This is a genomic window from Nocardioides sp. (assembly GCF_030149505.1).
Lineage (GTDB): Bacteria > Actinomycetota > Actinomycetes > Propionibacteriales > Nocardioidaceae > Nocardioides.
The window spans coordinates 159,962-176,023 of record NZ_JASBRN010000045.1 but is presented as its reverse complement, the minus strand read 5'-3'; the positions used below and the strand labels follow the sequence as shown (position 1 = coordinate 176,023).

16 protein-coding genes are annotated in these 16,062 nt (G+C 73.4%); 5 read left to right on the top strand and 11 right to left on the bottom strand.

Annotated elements, in window-relative coordinates; genetic code table 11:
• The first annotated feature begins 6 nt into the window (after nucleotides 1–6).
• Both Q1V71_RS09285 and Q1V71_RS09280 read left to right on the top strand, forming a co-directional pair.
• Nucleotides 7–1,689: an acyl-CoA dehydrogenase family protein gene (locus Q1V71_RS09285; protein ID WP_300643139.1), complete on the top strand. Its 1,683-nt coding sequence runs from the start codon at nucleotides 7–9 to the stop codon at nucleotides 1,687–1,689.
• 197 nt (nucleotides 1,690–1,886) lie between these two features.
• The gene (locus tag Q1V71_RS09280) at nucleotides 1,887–3,143 is read left to right on the top strand and encodes a GAF domain-containing sensor histidine kinase (protein ID WP_300643137.1); all 1,257 of its coding nucleotides are present in this window, start codon (nucleotides 1,887–1,889) and stop codon (nucleotides 3,141–3,143) included.
• A gap of 61 nt (nucleotides 3,144–3,204) precedes the next feature.
• On the opposite strand, the gene Q1V71_RS09275 is transcribed toward Q1V71_RS09280, so the two are convergent.
• Nucleotides 3,205–4,647: a glycine hydroxymethyltransferase gene (locus tag Q1V71_RS09275; RefSeq protein ID WP_300643135.1), complete on the bottom strand. Its 1,443-nt coding sequence runs from the start codon at nucleotides 4,645–4,647 to the stop codon at nucleotides 3,205–3,207.
• Between the two features lie 341 nt (nucleotides 4,648–4,988).
• On the opposite strand from Q1V71_RS09275, the gene Q1V71_RS09270 reads away from it, so the two are divergent.
• The 3 genes from Q1V71_RS09270 to Q1V71_RS09260 all read left to right on the top strand — a co-directional run bounded on the left by Q1V71_RS09270 (nucleotide 4,989) and on the right by Q1V71_RS09260 (nucleotide 8,488).
• Complete coding sequence (locus Q1V71_RS09270; RefSeq protein ID WP_300643133.1) at nucleotides 4,989–6,713, top strand: nitrite/sulfite reductase; 1,725 nt, start codon at nucleotides 4,989–4,991, stop codon at nucleotides 6,711–6,713.
• 166 nt (nucleotides 6,714–6,879) lie between these two features.
• A complete protein-coding gene (locus Q1V71_RS09265; RefSeq protein WP_300643131.1) occupies nucleotides 6,880–7,626 on the top strand; it encodes a phosphoadenylyl-sulfate reductase in 747 nt (248 codons plus the stop codon).
• Nucleotides 7,627–7,744: 118 nt separating this feature from the next.
• The gene (locus tag Q1V71_RS09260; protein WP_300643129.1) at nucleotides 7,745–8,488 is read left to right on the top strand and encodes a sirohydrochlorin chelatase; all 744 of its coding nucleotides are present in this window, start codon (nucleotides 7,745–7,747) and stop codon (nucleotides 8,486–8,488) included.
• A 1-nt stretch (nucleotide 8,489) separates the two neighbouring features.
• On the opposite strand, the gene Q1V71_RS09255 is transcribed toward Q1V71_RS09260, so the two are convergent.
• From Q1V71_RS09255 to Q1V71_RS09210, 10 genes are all read right to left on the bottom strand, one after another.
• Nucleotides 8,490–8,873 carry a DUF3037 domain-containing protein gene (locus Q1V71_RS09255; protein ID WP_300643128.1) on the bottom strand — a complete coding sequence of 128 codons (384 nt, stop codon included), beginning with the start codon at nucleotides 8,871–8,873 and terminating at the stop codon, nucleotides 8,490–8,492.
• Nucleotides 8,870–9,670 (bottom strand): HipA family kinase, encoded by an 801-nt coding sequence (locus tag Q1V71_RS09250; RefSeq protein WP_300643126.1) that lies wholly within the window; start codon nucleotides 9,668–9,670, stop codon nucleotides 8,870–8,872. Before Q1V71_RS09250 ends, Q1V71_RS09255 begins: the two co-directional genes overlap by 4 nt.
• Entirely contained in the window at nucleotides 9,667–10,518 is an 852-nt protein-coding gene (locus Q1V71_RS09245; protein ID WP_300643124.1) for a PPK2 family polyphosphate kinase, read from the bottom strand. The genes Q1V71_RS09250 and Q1V71_RS09245 overlap by 4 nt, the downstream gene beginning before the upstream one ends.
• Complete coding sequence (locus Q1V71_RS09240) at nucleotides 10,515–11,150, bottom strand: regulatory protein RecX (RefSeq protein WP_300643122.1); 636 nt, start codon at nucleotides 11,148–11,150, stop codon at nucleotides 10,515–10,517. Before Q1V71_RS09240 ends, Q1V71_RS09245 begins: the two co-directional genes overlap by 4 nt.
• A 2-nt stretch (nucleotides 11,151–11,152) precedes the next feature.
• The gene (recA, locus tag Q1V71_RS09235) at nucleotides 11,153–12,196 is read right to left on the bottom strand and encodes a recombinase RecA (RefSeq protein ID WP_300643120.1); all 1,044 of its coding nucleotides are present in this window, start codon (nucleotides 12,194–12,196) and stop codon (nucleotides 11,153–11,155) included.
• A gap of 184 nt (nucleotides 12,197–12,380) precedes the next feature.
• Nucleotides 12,381–12,812 (bottom strand): hypothetical protein, encoded by a 432-nt coding sequence (locus tag Q1V71_RS09230; RefSeq protein WP_300643118.1) that lies wholly within the window; start codon nucleotides 12,810–12,812, stop codon nucleotides 12,381–12,383.
• A complete protein-coding gene (locus Q1V71_RS09225) occupies nucleotides 12,809–13,972 on the bottom strand; it encodes a molybdopterin-dependent oxidoreductase (protein WP_300643116.1) in 1,164 nt (387 codons plus the stop codon). Before Q1V71_RS09225 ends, Q1V71_RS09230 begins: the two co-directional genes overlap by 4 nt.
• A complete protein-coding gene (locus Q1V71_RS09220; RefSeq protein ID WP_300643114.1) occupies nucleotides 13,969–14,649 on the bottom strand; it encodes a methyltransferase domain-containing protein in 681 nt (226 codons plus the stop codon). Before Q1V71_RS09220 ends, Q1V71_RS09225 begins: the two co-directional genes overlap by 4 nt.
• A complete protein-coding gene (locus tag Q1V71_RS09215) occupies nucleotides 14,646–15,332 on the bottom strand; it encodes a TIGR04282 family arsenosugar biosynthesis glycosyltransferase (RefSeq protein ID WP_300643112.1) in 687 nt (228 codons plus the stop codon). Before Q1V71_RS09215 ends, Q1V71_RS09220 begins: the two co-directional genes overlap by 4 nt.
• Nucleotides 15,329–16,021 (bottom strand): glycosyltransferase family 2 protein, encoded by a 693-nt coding sequence (locus Q1V71_RS09210; protein WP_300643110.1) that lies wholly within the window; start codon nucleotides 16,019–16,021, stop codon nucleotides 15,329–15,331. Before Q1V71_RS09210 ends, Q1V71_RS09215 begins: the two co-directional genes overlap by 4 nt.
• Between the last annotated feature and the right edge of the window lie 41 nt (nucleotides 16,022–16,062).

Below are 16,062 nucleotides of genomic sequence, written 5' to 3'. Positions count from 1 at the left end.
ATCCACATGGAGCTCCCCGTCCCCGGTCGCGCCGACCTGCGCGTCGTCACCAACCAGGCCCCGCCGCTGGTCGGCCACAACGTCGTCACCTCCGACGCCGCGCTGGTCGAGGCGGTCCTGCGCCACGGGTCCCAGGAGGTCCTCGACTCCCTGGTCGACCTCGGCGCCGAGGCCGGCTCCGAGGAGGCCCGCGAGCACGGGGTGCTCGCCAACGAGCACCACCCCGAGCTGACGCCGTACGACCGCTACGGCCACCGCGTCGACGAGGTCCGCTTCCACCCCTCCTGGCACTGGCTGATGGAGCGCTCGATCGGCCACGGCCTGGCCGCGGCGCCCTGGGAGGAGCAGGCCGACGGGGCACCGCACGCGCACCTGCGCCGGGCCGCGGGCTTCATGGCCTGGGGCCACACCGAGCCCGGGCACGGCTGCCCCGTCTCCATGACGTACGCCGCGGTGCCGGCGCTGCGGGCCGACGACGCGATCGCCAAGGAGTGGACCCCCCTGCTGGCCTCGCGCCGCTACGACCCGGGGGTGCGGCCGGTGACCGAGAAGGTCGGTGCGCTCGCCGGCATGGGGATGACCGAGAAGCAGGGTGGCTCCGACGTCCGGGCCAACACCACCCGGGCCGTGCCGGTCGGGACCGCAGGCGGCGACGGCACCTACACGCTGCACGGCCACAAGTGGTTCACCAGTGCCCCCATGAACGACGTCTTCCTCGTGCTGGCCCAGGCCGAGGCGGGCGTGACCTGCTTCGTGGTGCCCCGCGTGCTGCCCGACGGCAGCCGCAACCAGCTCGACGTCGTCCGCCTCAAGGACAAGCTGGGCAACCGCTCCAACGCCTCCTCGGAGCTGGAGATGGACGGCACCGTCGGGTTCCGCCTCGGCGACGAGGGCCGCGGGGTCCGCACCATCATCGAGATGGTCGCCGCGACCCGGCTCGACTGCGTCCTGGGCTCCACCGCCCTGATGCGCCGCGCGGTCTCCGAGGCCAGCTGGCACGTCACCCACCGCTCGGCCTTCGGCGGCCGGCTGGTCGACAAGCCGCTCATGCAGAACGTCGTGGCCGACCTGCACGTCGAGACGGAGGCCGCGACCGCGCTGGCGATGCGGCTGGCCGCGGCGGTCGACGCGCCGCACGACCCGCACGAGGTGGCGCTGCGCCGGATCGCGCTGCCGCTGGCGAAGTTCTGGGTCTGCAAGCGGACGCCGATGATGGTCGCCGAGGCCCTGGAGTGCCTGGGCGGCAACGGCTACGTCGAGGAGTCGGGCATGCCGCTGCTCTACCGCGAGGCCCCGCTCAACTCGGTGTGGGAGGGCTCGGGCAACGTCAACGCCCTCGACGTCCTGCGCGCGCTCGGCCGCGAGCCCGAGGTGCTGGACGCCTGGATCACCGAGGTCGGCCGGGCCCGTGGGGGCGACGACCGCCTGGACCGCGCGGTCGACGACACCCTGGCGATGATCGGCGCCCTGCTGGGCGAGCCGGACCGGCTCGAGCAGCAGGCGCGCCGCCTGGCCAGCCGGATGGCCGCGGTGCTGCAGGGCTCCCTGCTGGTGCGTTTCGCCCCGGCCGAGGTGGCCGACGTGTTCTGCGCCTCCCGCCTCGGTGCGGTCCACGAGGGCGTCTTCGGGGCCCTGGACAGCGGCGACCTGGCCGCGGTCGTGGAGCGCACGACGCCGACGACGGCCTGAGACGAGCACGACGGGCACGACGGGCACGACGGGCGCGACCGGCTCGGCGGGCGTCGGCGCTCGCCGCGCAGAGGGACGCTGAGCGCTCCGGCGGACACAGAGACCTTGGTCCCGTAACATCGGGCCACCACCTGCCGAACGGGTGGACGGACAGGAGACGAGCGGGGACGAGAGCGTCCCAGCAGTTCGGAGGACACGTGGACAGCCTTGTTGCCCCCGAGGAGCCGCTCCGCTCGGCGGGTCTGGACCAGCCCACCATGCGCCGGTTGCTCCGCGCCGTTCGCGACCTCGCCGCGTGCCGTGACGTAGCCGGCGTCGTCGAGGTCGTCCGCGTGGCGGCGCGCAACCTGGTCGACGCCGACGGAGCGACCTTCGTGCTGCGCGACGGGGGCAAGTGCCACTACGTCGACGAGGACGCGATCGAGCCCCTCTGGCGGGGACAGAGGTTCCCGCTCGAGGCCTGCGTGAGTGGCTGGGCGATGATCAACCAGGAGCAGGTGGTCATCCCAGACATCTACGACGACCCGCGCGTGCCGTACGAGGCGTACCGGCCCACGTTCGTCAAGAGCGTGTGCATGACCCCGGTCCGCTCGGGCGACCGCGGGGTCGCTGCGATCGGCACCTACTGGGCCGAGCCCCGGGAGGCGAGCGTCGAGGAGCAGGAGGTGCTCCAGGCCCTGGCCGACTCCACCGCCGTCGCGCTCGAGAACGCGCGCACCCTGGAGCGCCTCGAAGCGCTGGTCGCGGAGCGGACCGCCGACCTGAGCGCCAGCAACCGCGACCTGGCCGCGTTCGCACACGTCGCCGCCCACGACCTCAAGGCGCCGCTCACCACCATCCTCGGTCGCACCGAGATCATCGGCCTCGACCCGGCGGTCCGGGCCAACCCCGAGACCGCCGACAGCCTGGCCGCCGTAGAGCGGCAGACCCTGCGAATGTCGGAGATGATCGACGGGGTGCTGGCGTACAGCACCGCCGCGACGAGCGAGCTGCACGTCGAGCCGCTGGACCTCTCATCGCTGGTCGAGGAGGTGCTGCAGGACGTGTCGGGCATCGTCGAGCGTGCGGGCGCCGAGGTCGTCGTGGGCGACCTGCCCCGCGCGGACGGCTCCCGCGCCCTCCTGGAGCGGGTCGTGCAGAACCTCGTCGGCAACGCCATCGCCTATGGCGACCGCACCTCGCCGCGGGTCACGATCGCCGGTGGGCTCGTCGACGGGCGCTCGGTGCTGACGATCAGCGACAACGGCCGCGGCGTGCCAGAAGCGGAGCGCGACACCATCTTCGAGATGTTCCGCCGCGGTACGGCGAGCACGGGGCTGGCGGGATCCGGGATCGGTTTGGCCTTCTCGCGGCGCGTGGTCGAGCGGCACGGCGGCACCCTCGAGGTCGACGACGCCCCCGGTGGAGGGGCGCGATTCACCGTCCGATTGCCGCTGCACTGCTCCGAGGACTAGGAACACCGCGGGGGCGCCGACCGGATCACCGGTCGGCGTCCCCGTGCCGTCGTGCCGAGGCTCAGGACAGCTCGAGGCCCGGGTAGAGCGGGTGCTTGTCGAGCATCTCGGCCGAGGCGGCGCGGACCTTGTCGGCCACCCCGTCACCGAGGACGTAGGAGGCCTTGGACGGGCCGCCCGCCTTGGTGGTGCCGGGCTGGGTGTTCTCCAGGACGTGGACGATGAGGTCGGCGACGGTGTCGAACTCGTCGTGGCCGAAGCCCCGGGTCGTCAGCGCCGAGGTGCCGAGCCGGACGCCGGAGGTGTACCAGGCGCCGTTGGGGTCCGCGGGCACCGAGTTGCGGTTGGTGACCACACCGGCGTCGAGCAGCGCGGACTCCGCCTGGCGGCCCGTGAGGCCGTAGCCGGAGACGTCGAGCAGGACCAGGTGGTTGTCGGTGCCGCCCGTGACCAGCGTGGCACCGCGGGACAGGAAGCCCTGGGCCAGCGACTGGGCGTTGTCGGCGACCTGCTGGGCGTAGGTGCGGAAGGAGTCCTGGCGCGCCTCGGCGAAGGCCACGGCCTTGGCGGCCATGACGTGCGAGAGCGGACCGCCGAGCACCATCGGGCAGCCGCGGTCGACCGAGGGGGCGTACTCCTCGGTGGCCAGCACCATGCCGCCGCGCGGCCCGCGCAGCGACTTGTGAGTGGTGGTGGTGACGAGGTGCGCGTGCGGCACCGGGTCCTCGTCGCCGGTGAAGACCTTGCCGGCCACCAGCCCGGCGAAGTGGGCCATGTCGACCATGAGGGTCGCGCCGACCTCGTCGGCGATCTCGCGCATCTTGGCGAAGTTCACGCGCCGGGGGTACGCCGAGTAGCCGGCGACCAGCACCAGCGGCTTGAACTCGCGTGCCTTCGCGGCCACGGCGTCGTAGTCGAGCAGCCCGGTCTCCGGGTCGGTGCCGTACTGCTGCTGGTGGAACATCTTGCCGGAGATGTTCGGACGGAAGCCGTGGGTGAGGTGGCCCCCGGCGTCCAGGCTCATGCCGAGCAGCCGCTGGTTGCCGAGCTCCTTGCGCAGGGCTTCCCAGTCCTCCTCGGTCAGCTCGTTGACGTTCTTCTTCTCCGCCTTCTCCAGCCACGGACCCTCGATGCGGTGGGCCAGGATCGACCAGAAGGCGACCAGGTTGGCGTCGATGCCCGAGTGCGGCTGCACGTAGGCGTACTCGGCGCCGAAGAGCTCGCGGGCGTGCTCGGCGGCCAGCGACTCGACGGTGTCGACGTTCTGGCAGCCGGCGTAGAAGCGGTGACCGACGGTGCCCTCGGCGTACTTGTCGCTGAACCAGGTGCCCATGGTCATGAGCACGGCGGGCGAGGCGTAGTTCTCGCTGGCGATGAGCTTCAGCGACGAGCGCTGGTCGGCCAGCTCGGCGCGGGTCGCCTCGGCGATCCGGGGCTCCACCGAGGCGATGACCTCGAGGGCCTGGCTGTAGACGCTGCTGGTGAGGCGGGAGACGTCGGTCATGGGCCACAGCCTACGGCCGGGAGGCACGCCGCAGCGGGCTGGACCATCACGCGTCAGCGGTGTGACGTGCGCCGCACGGTGCACGGGTGTACGCGGGGCCTGGCGACCCTTGTCCCACATATCGGGATTGCTGTCTCACATCACGAGATTCGGTGTTGGTCGGCGCCCGTCCGCAGGCTGAGACTCCTTGACATGTCCCTCGCCGACACGCACGCCTGGCTCGTGGTACGCCGCCACGTGGACCTCGGGCGCACGCGCAGCGCGATCTGTCGTCCTCGCTGAGAACCCCGCCCATCCCCTCCAGGCCCCGGCCGCCCCCAGCGAAGGACACCCCCGACACCATGCCCGACCTGCGCTTCCACGGCACCCGCCCCCAGCACACCGAGATCCCCCGCCCCAAGCGTGGCGAGGGCCAGTGGGCCCTGGGCTTCAACGAGCCGCTGAACAAGAACGAGCAGGCCAAGAAGGACGACGACGCGCTCAACGTGCGCGAGCGGATCCTGCACATCTACTCCAAGCGCGGCTTCGACTCCATCGACCCCGCCGACCTGCGCGGCCGCTTCCGCTGGATGGGTCTCTACACCCAGCGCAAGCCCGGCATCGACGGCGGCCGCACCGGTGCGATGGAGGAGGAGGAGCTGGACGACCGCTACTTCATGCTGCGGGTCCGCTCCGACGGCGCGCTGCTGGACGCGGCCGCCGTGCGTGCCCTCGGCGAGATCGGCCGGGACTTCGCGCAGGACACCGCCGACGTCACCGACCGGCAGAACATCCAGTACCACTGGATCCGCATCGAGGACGTCCCGGCGATCTGGGACCGGCTCGACGCCGCCGGGCTCTCCTCCATCGAGGCCTGCGGCGACTCCCCGCGCCCCTTCCTCGGCTCGCCGGTGGCCGGCGTGGCCGCCGACGAGATCATCGACGGCTCCAGCGCGCTGGAGGAGATCAAGCGCCGCTACATCGGCGCCAAAGAGTTCTCGAACCTGCCCCGCAAGTTCAAGACCGCGCTGACCGGTCACCCCACCCAGGACGTCTCGCCGGAGACCAACGACGTCTCCTTCGTCGGCACCGTCCACCCCGAGCACGGCCCCGGCTTCGACCTCTGGGTCGGCGGTGGGCTGTCCACCAACCCGATGCTCGCGGCCAAGATGGGGGTCTGGATCCCGCTGGAGCAGGTGCCCGACGTGTGGGCCGGCGTCGCCTCGATCTTCCGCGACTACGGCTACCGCCGGCTGCGCTCGCGGGCCCGGCTGAAGTTCCTCGTCGCCGACTGGGGCGTGGAGAAGTTCCGCGAGGTGCTGGAGAAGGAGTACCTCGGCGCTCCCCTGGCCTCCAACCCCTCCCCCGAGCCCCCGACCGACTTCCGCGACCACGTCGGCGTGCACGACCAGAAGGACGGCAAGAAGTACGTCGGGGTCGCCCCGGTCGTGGGCCGGGTCTCCGGCTCGCTGCTCATCGACCTCGCCGACGTCATCGAGGAGTTCGACCTCGCCGGCGCCCGGCTGACGGCGTACCAGAAGATCGTGCTGCTCGGCGCCGACCCCGCGCGCGTCGACGCCCTGCTCGACCGCCTCGACGGCATCGGGCTCACCGCACGTCCCTCGCAGTGGCGCCGCAACACCATGGCCTGCACCGGCATCGAGTACTGCAAGCTCGCGATCGTCGACACCAAGAACCGCGCCCGCGACCTGGTCGCCGAACTCGAGCGCCGCTTCCCCGACCTCGACGTCCCGATCTCGGTCAACGTCAACGGCTGCCCCAACGCCTGCGCCCGCACCCAGGTCGCCGACATCGGCCTCAAGGGCCAGCTCGTCATGCACGAGGGCCAGCAGGTGGGCGGGTTCCAGGTGCATCTCGGTGGCGCCACCGGGCTCCAGGCCAACTTCGGCCGCAAGCTGCGCGCCCACAAGGTGACCAGCGAGGGCCTGGACGACTACGTCACCGCCGTCGTGACCAACTTCCTGGCCGACCGCGCCGAGGGCGAGAGCTTCGTCGACTGGGTGCACCGGGCCGAGGAGGAGCTGCTGCGCGGCGACAAGGTCCTCTCCGGCGCCGGGGGGTCCTGATGTCCGAGCGCGCCGTCCCCTTCCACTGCCCCTACTGCGGCGACGAGGACCTGCGTCCGCACGCCGCGGAGCACGGCACGTGGGAATGCCACTCGTGCCGGCGCGCCTTCTCCCTCCGGCTGATCGGGCACCTCGCCCCTCCGCCGTCCGCACCGGGAGGAACCTCATGACATCTGCCACCACCCGCGCCGCACGTGCCCAGCGCGGCATCGAGACCGAGGGACGCTCCCCCGAGGAGCTGCGCGAGCTGGTGTCCCACTGGGGCGCCGAGCTCGAGCTGGCGCCCGCCGAGGACATCATCGAGTGGGCCGCGGCCACCTTCGGCGAGCGCTTCTGCATCACCTCCTCCATGGGGGACGCCGTGCTGGCCCACCTGGCCGCCAAGGTCGTGCCGGGCATCGACGTGGTCTTCCTCGACACCGGCTACCACTTCGTGGAGACCCTCGGCACCCGCGACGCGGTCGAGGCCACGATGGACGTCAACCTGATCACGATCACCCCGCGGCAGAGCGTGGCCGAGCAGGACGCGACCGAGGGCAAGGACCTCTTCCGCACCGACCCCGACCGATGCTGCTTCCTGCGCAAGGTGCAGCCGCTCCAGGAGTCGCTGGCCGGGTACGACGCCTGGGCCACCGGCCTGCGGCGGGCCGAGACCCACCACCGGATCATCGCCCCGGTGATCGGGTGGGACGCCAAGAAGCAGAAGGTCAAGGTCTCCCCCATCGCCCGCTGGTCCGACGAGCAGGTCGACCGGTACGTCGCCGAGAACGGCGTGCTGGTGAACCCGCTGGTCTACGACGGCTACCCCTCCATCGGCTGCTTCCCGTGCACCCGTCGGGTCGCGCCGGGCGAGGACGCCCGCAGCGGCCGCTGGGCCGGCACCGGCAAGACCGAGTGCGGGATCCACGCCTGACCCGACCCCGGACCACCTCTCCCCACCGACCACCAGCAACCACGAGCACCATCCGCCGACAGCGCCGTCGCACCGCAGGACACCGATCACAGCAGATCCACACAGAAGGAGGAACCCGATGGCAGCACCCGCCCTCGTGGCCCTCGCCCACGGCAGCCGTGACCCCCGCGCGGCCGCCACGATCAAGGCCCTCGTCGACGAGGTCCGCGCCGTGCGACCCGACCTCAAGGTGGAGGCGGCCTTCCTGGAGAAGTCGCGCCCCGGCCTGCAGACGGTCGTGGACCGGCTCGTGCGGTCCGGTCACGACGAGATCGTCGTGGTCCCGCTGCTGCTGACCCACGCCTCGCACGCCGCGGTCGACGTGCCGGCCGCCCTGGCCGAGGCCTCCGAGCGCCACCCCGGCCTGCAGATCCACGCCACCGACATCCTCGGGCTGGAGGCCTGCTTCCTCCAGGTCCTCGACGTCCGCATGCGCGAGGCCCTCGCCCGGGCCCGGGTCCGCGAGCTCGACGCCCTCGTCCTGGCCGCCTCCGGCTCCAGCGACCCGCTGGCCAACCAGGCCGTCGCTCGGCTCGCGCGGCTGTGGGGCTCGCACCACAAGCTCCCCGTGACCGCGGCCTTCGCCGCGGCCACCCCGCCGGCCACCGGCGAGGCCGTGCGCGCCTTCCGCGCCGAGGGACGCCGCCACATCGCGGTCGCCTCGCTCTTCCTCGCGCCCGGTGCCACGCCGGACCGGGCCGCCGAGCTGGCCCTCGAGGCCGGTGCCATCGCGGTGTCCGAGCCCCTGGGCGCGCACCCCGAGGTCGCGCGGGTCGTGCTGGCGCGCTACGCCGTCGGCGCCGTCGAGCTCGTCCCGGTCTGACTCAGCGCACGAGGCGGTCGAGCAGCCGCTGCAGCTCCGCCCCCGGGTCGGTGGTCATCCCGCCGTGCACGGGGCCGGGCTGCAGCACGGTGCTGCGTGGCGCCTTGAGGAAGCCGAAGCGGGTGCCGAGCGGCTGCGCGGCCGCCGCTCCCCCGCGCTCGTCGCCGGCACACACGCCGTCGACGAACGCCAGCCCCTCGCAGAGCCGGCTCACGTCGAGGTCGGGGAAGAGGGCCAGCACGCGTCCGGTGTCGACGTGCCACGCCGTCTCGAGCAGGTCCCGGGCCTGGCAGTAGAGGACCACGCCGACGTTGAGGAACTCCTCGCGCTCCACGCGCGGCACGCAGCGCAGCACGACGTACTGGTAGGGCAGCAGCTCGCTCACCGCCGGCCTCCCGGAGCACCCGGCTGCGGCAGCCAGGCACGCGAGCCGAGACGCGCGGCCAGGAAGGCGACGTAGGCCGCCCGCACCTGCTCCGGGGACTCCGCACCGGGCACCGGTTCGAGCCAGGCGTCGGGCACGAGCGCGAGCACCTCGGCGAGCACCGCCGGGTCGAGCAGGTCGCGCAGCTCCGCGTCGACGGCGCCCAGGTCGTCCACCGCCTCCCGCAGCACGTGGTCGGAGTCGTCCCAGGGCTGCTCGGCGAAGCGCTGCGCCGCGCCCTCGCGGGCCAGCGAGCCACCGGGCCAGCCGTGGTGGAAGTAGAGCGACGCCCCGTGGTCGATCACCCACAGCTCGCCGTGCCAGACCAGCAGGTTGGGGTTGCGCCAGGACCGGTCGACGTTGGCGCAGAACGCGTCGAGCCACAGCACCCGGGCGGCCTCGGCAGGGACCGCGGCGCGCTGCTCGTCGGTCCACCCGAAGGCACCCGGGAGGAAGTCGATGCCGAGGTTGTCGCCGGCGCTGGCGTTGAGGAGGTCCTGGACCTCCTCGTCGGCTTCGTACCGGGCGATCGCGGGGTCGAGGTCGAGGACGACCAGCCGCGGGGTGCGCAGGCCGATGCGGCGGGCGATCTCACCGACGACGACCTCGGCGACCAGCACCCGCAGGCCCTGCCCGGCGCCGCGGAACTTGCACACGTAGGTGCCGAGGTCCTCGCCCTCCACCACGCCCGGCAGGGAGCCGCCCTCGCGCAGCGGCGTGACGTAGCGGGTGACGCGGACTCGCTCCAGCCCGCTCACGCGATCGGGTCCTCGGTCTCGAGCCGGCGCCGTTGCTCGGCCACGTCGAAGTCCGCGACCGGCCACCGGGGGTCGAGGTCGAGCAGCGCCTCGTGCAGCAGCCGCGCGACGGCGAGGTTGCGGTACCACTTGCGGTCGGCCGGCACCACGTGCCAGGGAGCGACCTCGGTGCTGGTGCGCTCGAGGGCGATCTCGTAGGCGCGGCGGTACTCGCTCCAGCGCTGCCGCTCGTCGATGTCGCCGGGGTTGAACTTCCAGTGCTTGTCGGGACGGTCGAGGCGCTCGAGCAGGCGCTCCTTCTGGGTCTGCGGGCCGACGTGCAGCATCACCTTCACCAGGCGGGTCCCGGCCGCGGCGACCTCGGCCTCGAAGGCGTTGATCTGGTCGTAGCGCGCCTCGACCACCTCGGGCTCGGCCAGCCCACGCACGCGGGCGATGAGGACGTCCTCGTAGTGCGAGCGGTCGAAGACGCCGATCCTCCCCGGCGCCGGCAGCGCCCGGCGGATGCGCCAGAGGAAGTCGTGGGCCCGCTCCTCCTCGGTCGGGGCCTTGAAGGCGGTGATGTGCACGCCCTGGGGGTCCACCAGGCCGATGGTCTGGCGGATGACGCCACCCTTGCCGGAGGTGTCCATGCCCTGGAGCACGAGCAGCACCGCGCGGGTGCCGCCGCTGCGGGACTCGGCGAAGAGCCGCTCCTGCAGGTCGGCCAGGTCCACGCCGAGGCGCGCGAGCTCGGCTTGGGCCTGCTCCTTGTCCCCGTCGTGACCCGGGGTGGCATCGGTGGGGACCGCGGTCAGGTCGACCGGGCCGGGAGCGAGTCGCAGCTGGGGTCCGAGGGCGTCGGTCACGACCCCGAGTCTGGCAGGTCCTCGCGGCCGGCCCGCGCCAGCTCGTCGCGGACCACGGCGAAGGCCATGGCGGAGCCGTAGCCCTTGCGCGCCAGCATCCCGACCAGGCGCCGCGTCGCGGTGACGTCGTCGACCCGGCTCAGCGTGCGCAGCTTCTTGCGCACGAGCGCCCGCGCGGCCTCCTCCTCGGTCTCGGGGTCCAGCTCGTCGAGGGCCCCGCGGGCGACCTCGTCGTCGACGCCCTTGCGCCGCAGCTCCTGCGCCAGGGCCCGACGGGCCAAGCCCTTGGCCGACTGGCGCCCCGAGACCCAGGCGCGGGCGAAGGCCTCGTCGTCGACCAGCCCGACCTCCTCGAACCGGTCCAGCAGCCGCTGGGCGAGGTCCTCTGGGACCTCCTTGGAGCGCAGCTTGTCGCTGAGCTCCTTGCGGCTGCGGGCCCGGCCCGTGAGCTGGTCGAGCAGGATCGTGCGCGCGACCGACTCGGGGTCGGCGTCCGGGCCGGCCGCCACCGGGTCCTCCGGTGGCGGCGCGGCGCGGTCGTCGGTCCGAGGTCCTGCCCGCCGGGTCCAGACGTCGACGCCCAGGCTGACGTCGCCGGCCCAGTCAGGGGCGGCACGGGTCTCGGGGTCCATCCTCAGAAGTCGTCCACACCGATCGGGTCGGCGGGCGCCTCGGCGTCGACCGTCGGGCCGACACCGAGCTTCTCGAGGATCTTCTTCTCCAGCTCGTTGGCCAGGTCGGGGTTGTCGCGCAGGAAGGTCCGCGCGTTCTCCTTGCCCTGGCCCAGCTGGTCGCCCTCGTAGGTGTACCAGGCACCGGCCTTGCGCACGAGGCCCGCCTCGACGCCGACGTCGATGAGGCCGCCCTCGCGGGAGATGCCCTTGCCGTACATGATGTCGAACTCGGCCTGCTTGAACGGCGGGGCCACCTTGTTCTTCACGACCTTGACGCGGGTCCGGTTGCCGACCATCTCCTGGCCGTCCTTGAGCGTCTCGATGCGGCGCACGTCGAGGCGGACCGAGGAGTAGAACTTCAGCGCCCGACCACCGGTCGTGGTCTCGGGAGAGCCGAACATGACGCCGATCTTCTCGCGCAGCTGGTTGATGAAGATCGCGGTGGTCTGGGAGTTGTTGAGCGCACCGGTCATCTTCCGCAGCGCCTGGCTCATGAGCCGCGCCTGGAGACCGACGTGGCTGTCGCCCATCTCGCCCTCGATCTCGGCCCGCGGCACGAGCGCGGCCACGGAGTCGATGACGATGAGGGAGAGCGCACCGGAGCGGATCAGCATGTCGGCGATCTCCAGGGCCTGCTCACCGGAGTCGGGCTGGGAGACCAGCAGGGCGTCGGTGTCGACGCCGAGGTTCTTGGCGTACTCCGGGTCCAGCGCGTGCTCGGCGTCGATGAAGGCCACGATGCCGCCCTGGCGCTGGGCGTTGGCCACCGCGTGCAGCGCGACCGTGGTCTTTCCGGAGGACTCCGGGCCGTAGATCTCCACGACGCGCCCGCGGGGCAGGCCGCCGAGGCCGAGGGCCACGTCGAGGGCGATGGCCCCGGTGGGGATCACCTCCAGGGGCGCGCGGGTCTCGTCGCCCAGGCGCATGACCGAGCCCTTGCCGAACTGCCGCTCGATGTTGGCGAGCGCTGCATCCAGCGCCTTGTCGCGATCTCCACCAGCCATGGTGTTCTTCCTCGTCTCTCGTCGTGGGCCAGGCACATCGACGACGCTAGGGCGAGCCACCGACAACGCCTGATCAGCGTGTCGTGGGGTGTGGACGACCTCGTCCCGCGCCGTGCCTGTGGACAGCACGCTAGCCGAACACCTGTTCGACACGGGCGTGCGACACGCCGCGCGCCGGCCTCCCTCAGCCCTGCCCGCGCGACCGCTCCCGCAGCACGGTGACGACCAGGACGGGCAGGACCACGCCGAGGAGCACGAACGCCACCAGCACGAGGTACCCGGCCGTGTAGTCGCGGTCCAGCAGCGTGGCGTTGTCGGGGGCGTTGTCGCGACCGAAGCCGCCGAGGAAGGGCACGGCGAGCAGCGTGAGGCTCCCGAGCACCACGAGCCCCGCGGCCGCGGCGGGCCGGGCCAGCGGCGGCAGCAGCCGCGCGCCGACCCAGCACAGGGCCAGCACGGCCGGGGCGAGCAGCAGGTCGTGCACCACGACCCCTCCCGCCAGCCACAGCACCGCGTCGAGGTTCCCGGCGGAGTCCTGCCGGGACAGCAGCAGCCACCCGCCGTACGCCGCGAGCAGGACGCCGAGGGCGCCGAGGCCTGCGCGCCCGCGGCTCACGCGAGGACCTCCAGCCGCGACAGCCACTTGGTCTGCAGCACGCCCGGCCGGTTGGGGGCGATCAGCCGGGCGGGGTAGCCGTGGTCGAGGTCGAGGGGCTCCCCGGCCAGCGCGAGGGCCACGAGCGTGCGGTCGTCGTCGGCGAAGTTCCCCTGCAGCAGCGTGCGGGCGAAGGCACCCCGCTGCTGCAGCGAGGTGACCTCGACCTCGGACCCGGCGGGCGCGTCCACGAGGTCGAGCAGGTCGCGCAGGCGCACCCCGGTCCACGCGGCCGAGGCGCTCCAGCCCTCGACGCAGGCGATCGGCAGCTCCTCGGTGTGCTGCGTCATCGCCAGCAGGTCCTCACGGCCCAGCGAGACGCGGCGGGTGCCCCACACCACCTCCAGCCGGTACGCCGGGTCGACGGCGGTCTCCGTGACCCCGGCCGCGCGCGCGGTGCGGTTCACGGGCACCCCGCCGGGACCCTCGCCCGAGCGGACCCCGAGCACCGAGACCTGGCGCAGCCACGGGACGGTCGAGCCGGCCGTGGCCAGCACCGCCAGCGCGCTGGCGGTCCAAGTGGCCCGCAGCAGGCCGCGTCGTCCCAGGGCCCCCTGCTCGGTCGCCGTCGGCCGGTCCAGCGCGGGGTCGTCGACGTCACGGCGCAACGCCTCGCGGATGGTCGGTGCCTTGATCGCCAGGTGGAGCAGCAGCGCCCCGATGGCCACCCACGCCAGGGCGTAGTGCGTGCGGCGGAAGGAGAACTCCCAGGGGTACCACTGGGTGGAGTTGAGCAGCCCCGTGGTGAGCAGGAAGACCGAGGAGGCGACGAGCACCGCGTTGGAGGCGCGCTCGCCAGCAGCCCGCAGCCGGGCGCCGGTCCCGGCCGGGAGGGACTGCAGCAGCAGCGGGAAGACGGTCCAGAGCTTCACCAGCAGCAGCGGGACCGAGGCGATGCCGGTGGTGACGTGCAGCCCCTGGGTGACCCGGTAGCCCCACGCCGGGCTGGTCGGGAAGGGCACCGGCTGGGAGGGGTCCTGCGCGTAGTGGCTGACCAGGCCGGTCAGGAAGCAGATGCCGAAGCTGATGCCCAGCCACCGCCCGACCCGCGCCGACACGGCAGGTGAGCGCAGTCGCGACGTGAAGCCGTGCTCGCCGGGCAACCTCGGCCGGGGGCTCACGTCGGCGACTGTAGTACCGCCACCCAGCGGCCGTGCCCGAACGGCGCACGGACCGCGACCCGGAGCCCCGCCGAGGCGGCGAGGTCCGCGACGCCGTCGAGCCCGACCACGGACCACCGGAACGGCCGGCTGAGGGAGCCCGCGGCCTCCAGCCGTGCCCACCGGGTAGAGGTCGGGACGCCCGGTCCGGCCAACTCGACGACGATCCTGCCGCCGGGGGCGACCACGTCGCGGAGGCGGCGCACCAGCGCCGCGGGGTCACCACCGATGCCGATGTTGCCGTCGGCCAGCAGCGCGGTGGTCCACAGCCCTTCCTCGGGCACCGGGTCGAAGACGCTGGCGTGCACGGCCGGCACACCGCGGGCCCGGGTCTGCTCGACGGCCTCGTGGACCACGTCGAGCCCCAGCACCCGCTCCCCGCGCTCGGCCAGCCGGGCCGCGAGCCGCCCGGGGCCGCAGCCGACGTCGAGGGTCGGCCCGTGGCAGTGGGACAGCAGGGCGTCGTCGGCGGGGTCGGCGCGCCGCGTCCACTCGTGGACCGGCAGGTCGGTCGGTCCGCCGTCGAGCCCCAGGACCCGGCACGGGGCCCCGCGCAGGGCATGGGCGAACAGGCTGCTGAAGGAGCGGTCCGCACCACCACGTCGCAGGTCCGGGGCTGTCTCCTCGGCCAGGCTCATGCGCCCACCCCCCACAAGGCGTGCCAGCGTCGGGCGAAACGTGTGCCCGGCACCGCGCGGGCGACCGCGTCGGCGTCGGAGACTTCGTCGACGTCGCGCAGCACCGTCGTCGTGCCGACCGACAGCCCGCGCGCGGCCAGGGCGGCAGCGGTGTCGCGGTGCGTGTGCGCGGTCGACATGGGGACTCCCGCCAGGGCCGCGGCGTCGCGCGGGTCGCGCAGCCCCAGGACCCACCAGCCGCCGTCCTCGGCAGGCCCGAGGACGGCGTCGTGCTCCTGCAGCACCTCGGCGGTCGCCTCGAGCAGCGCCGGGGTCAGCTGGGGGGTGTCCATGCCGACCTGGACGACCGGGCCGGGACCGCTCGCGGCGACGTCGGCGTGCGCGGCCACCAGCCGGTCGGCGAAGTCCTCGCCGCGCTGCTCGTGCACCGTCCAGCCGGCCACGGCCGCGAGCAGGTCGGTGGACGCGACGGCACCGGCCAGGTCGCCGGCCAGCGCCAGGTGGCAGTGCTCGGCGCCGTACGCCGTCGTGCAGGCCTCGAGGGTGTCCAGCAGTGCGGCCGCGGCGAGACCCGCGGCCTGCTCGAGGCCGACGTCAGCGCCGAGGCGGGTCTTGACCTGGCCGGCCACGGGGGCCTTGGCCACGACCAGGGCGCGCACCGCCGCGCCGGAGCGGCCGCTCACCGCAGCACCCGGGCGAAGTCGCGTGCGGTGCGCAGCGTGCCCCGCACCGAGCCCGACACCTTGGAACGGGTGCCCTCGGCACGCGGGTGGTAGTCGACGTCGCGCTCGCTGACCCGCCACCCGGCCACGGTGAGCTTCTGCAACAGCTCCACGGGGTAGCCGAAGCGGCGGTCGCGCACGTCGAGGTCCAGCAGCGCCTGGCGCCCCATGACGCGCATCGGCGCGATGTCGTGGGCGGCCATCTGCAGCCGCCGCCGCAGCCACCACACGATGAGGGCGTTGCCGAGCCGGGCGTGCCAGGGCCACACCCGCCTGTCGACCGGCCGTCGTCGGCCGAGCGCGGCGTCCGCGCGCCCGGACCGCACGTCGTCGAGCAGCGGCAGCAGCTGGTCGGGGTCGAAGCTGCCGTCACCGTCCATGAAGGCCACGTGCTCGCGGGTCGCGGCGAGCAGGCCGGCGTGGACGGCCGCGCCGTAGCCCGGCACCGACTCGTGGACCACCGTCGCCCCGAGCCGCTCGGCCACCGTTGCCGTGCCGTCGCGCGAGCCGTTGTCGACCACGATCACCGAGAACTCCGCCGGGATCCGCGGGAGCAGCGCCTCCAGCGCGGGCGCCTCGTCCTTGCAGGGCAGCACCAGGTCGGCCACCGGGCCGTCCGGGTGGCGGTGCGCGGGCGGGACCTCGGGCATGCGCACGACCGTAGACCGCGGTGCCTGGCCGGAAGGGTGGG

Coding starts and splice junctions, on each gene's coding strand:
- Q1V71_RS09265 (WP_300643131.1), top strand. CDS start 6,880: ATGACATCTGCCACCACCCGCGCCGCACGTGCCCAGCGCGGCATCGAG.
- Q1V71_RS09210 (WP_300643110.1), bottom strand. CDS start 16,021: ATGCCCGAGGTCCCGCCCGCGCACCGCCACCCGGACGGCCCGGTGGCC.
- Q1V71_RS09220 (WP_300643114.1), bottom strand. CDS start 14,649: ATGAGCCTGGCCGAGGAGACAGCCCCGGACCTGCGACGTGGTGGTGCG.
- Q1V71_RS09285 (WP_300643139.1), top strand. CDS start 7: ATGGAGCTCCCCGTCCCCGGTCGCGCCGACCTGCGCGTCGTCACCAAC.
- Q1V71_RS09275 (WP_300643135.1), bottom strand. CDS start 4,647: ATGACCGACGTCTCCCGCCTCACCAGCAGCGTCTACAGCCAGGCCCTC.
- Q1V71_RS09240 (WP_300643122.1), bottom strand. CDS start 11,150: ATGGACCCCGAGACCCGTGCCGCCCCTGACTGGGCCGGCGACGTCAGC.
- Q1V71_RS09270 (WP_300643133.1), top strand. CDS start 4,989: ATGCCCGACCTGCGCTTCCACGGCACCCGCCCCCAGCACACCGAGATC.
- Q1V71_RS09260 (WP_300643129.1), top strand. CDS start 7,745: ATGGCAGCACCCGCCCTCGTGGCCCTCGCCCACGGCAGCCGTGACCCC.
- recA (WP_300643120.1), bottom strand. CDS start 12,196: ATGGCTGGTGGAGATCGCGACAAGGCGCTGGATGCAGCGCTCGCCAAC.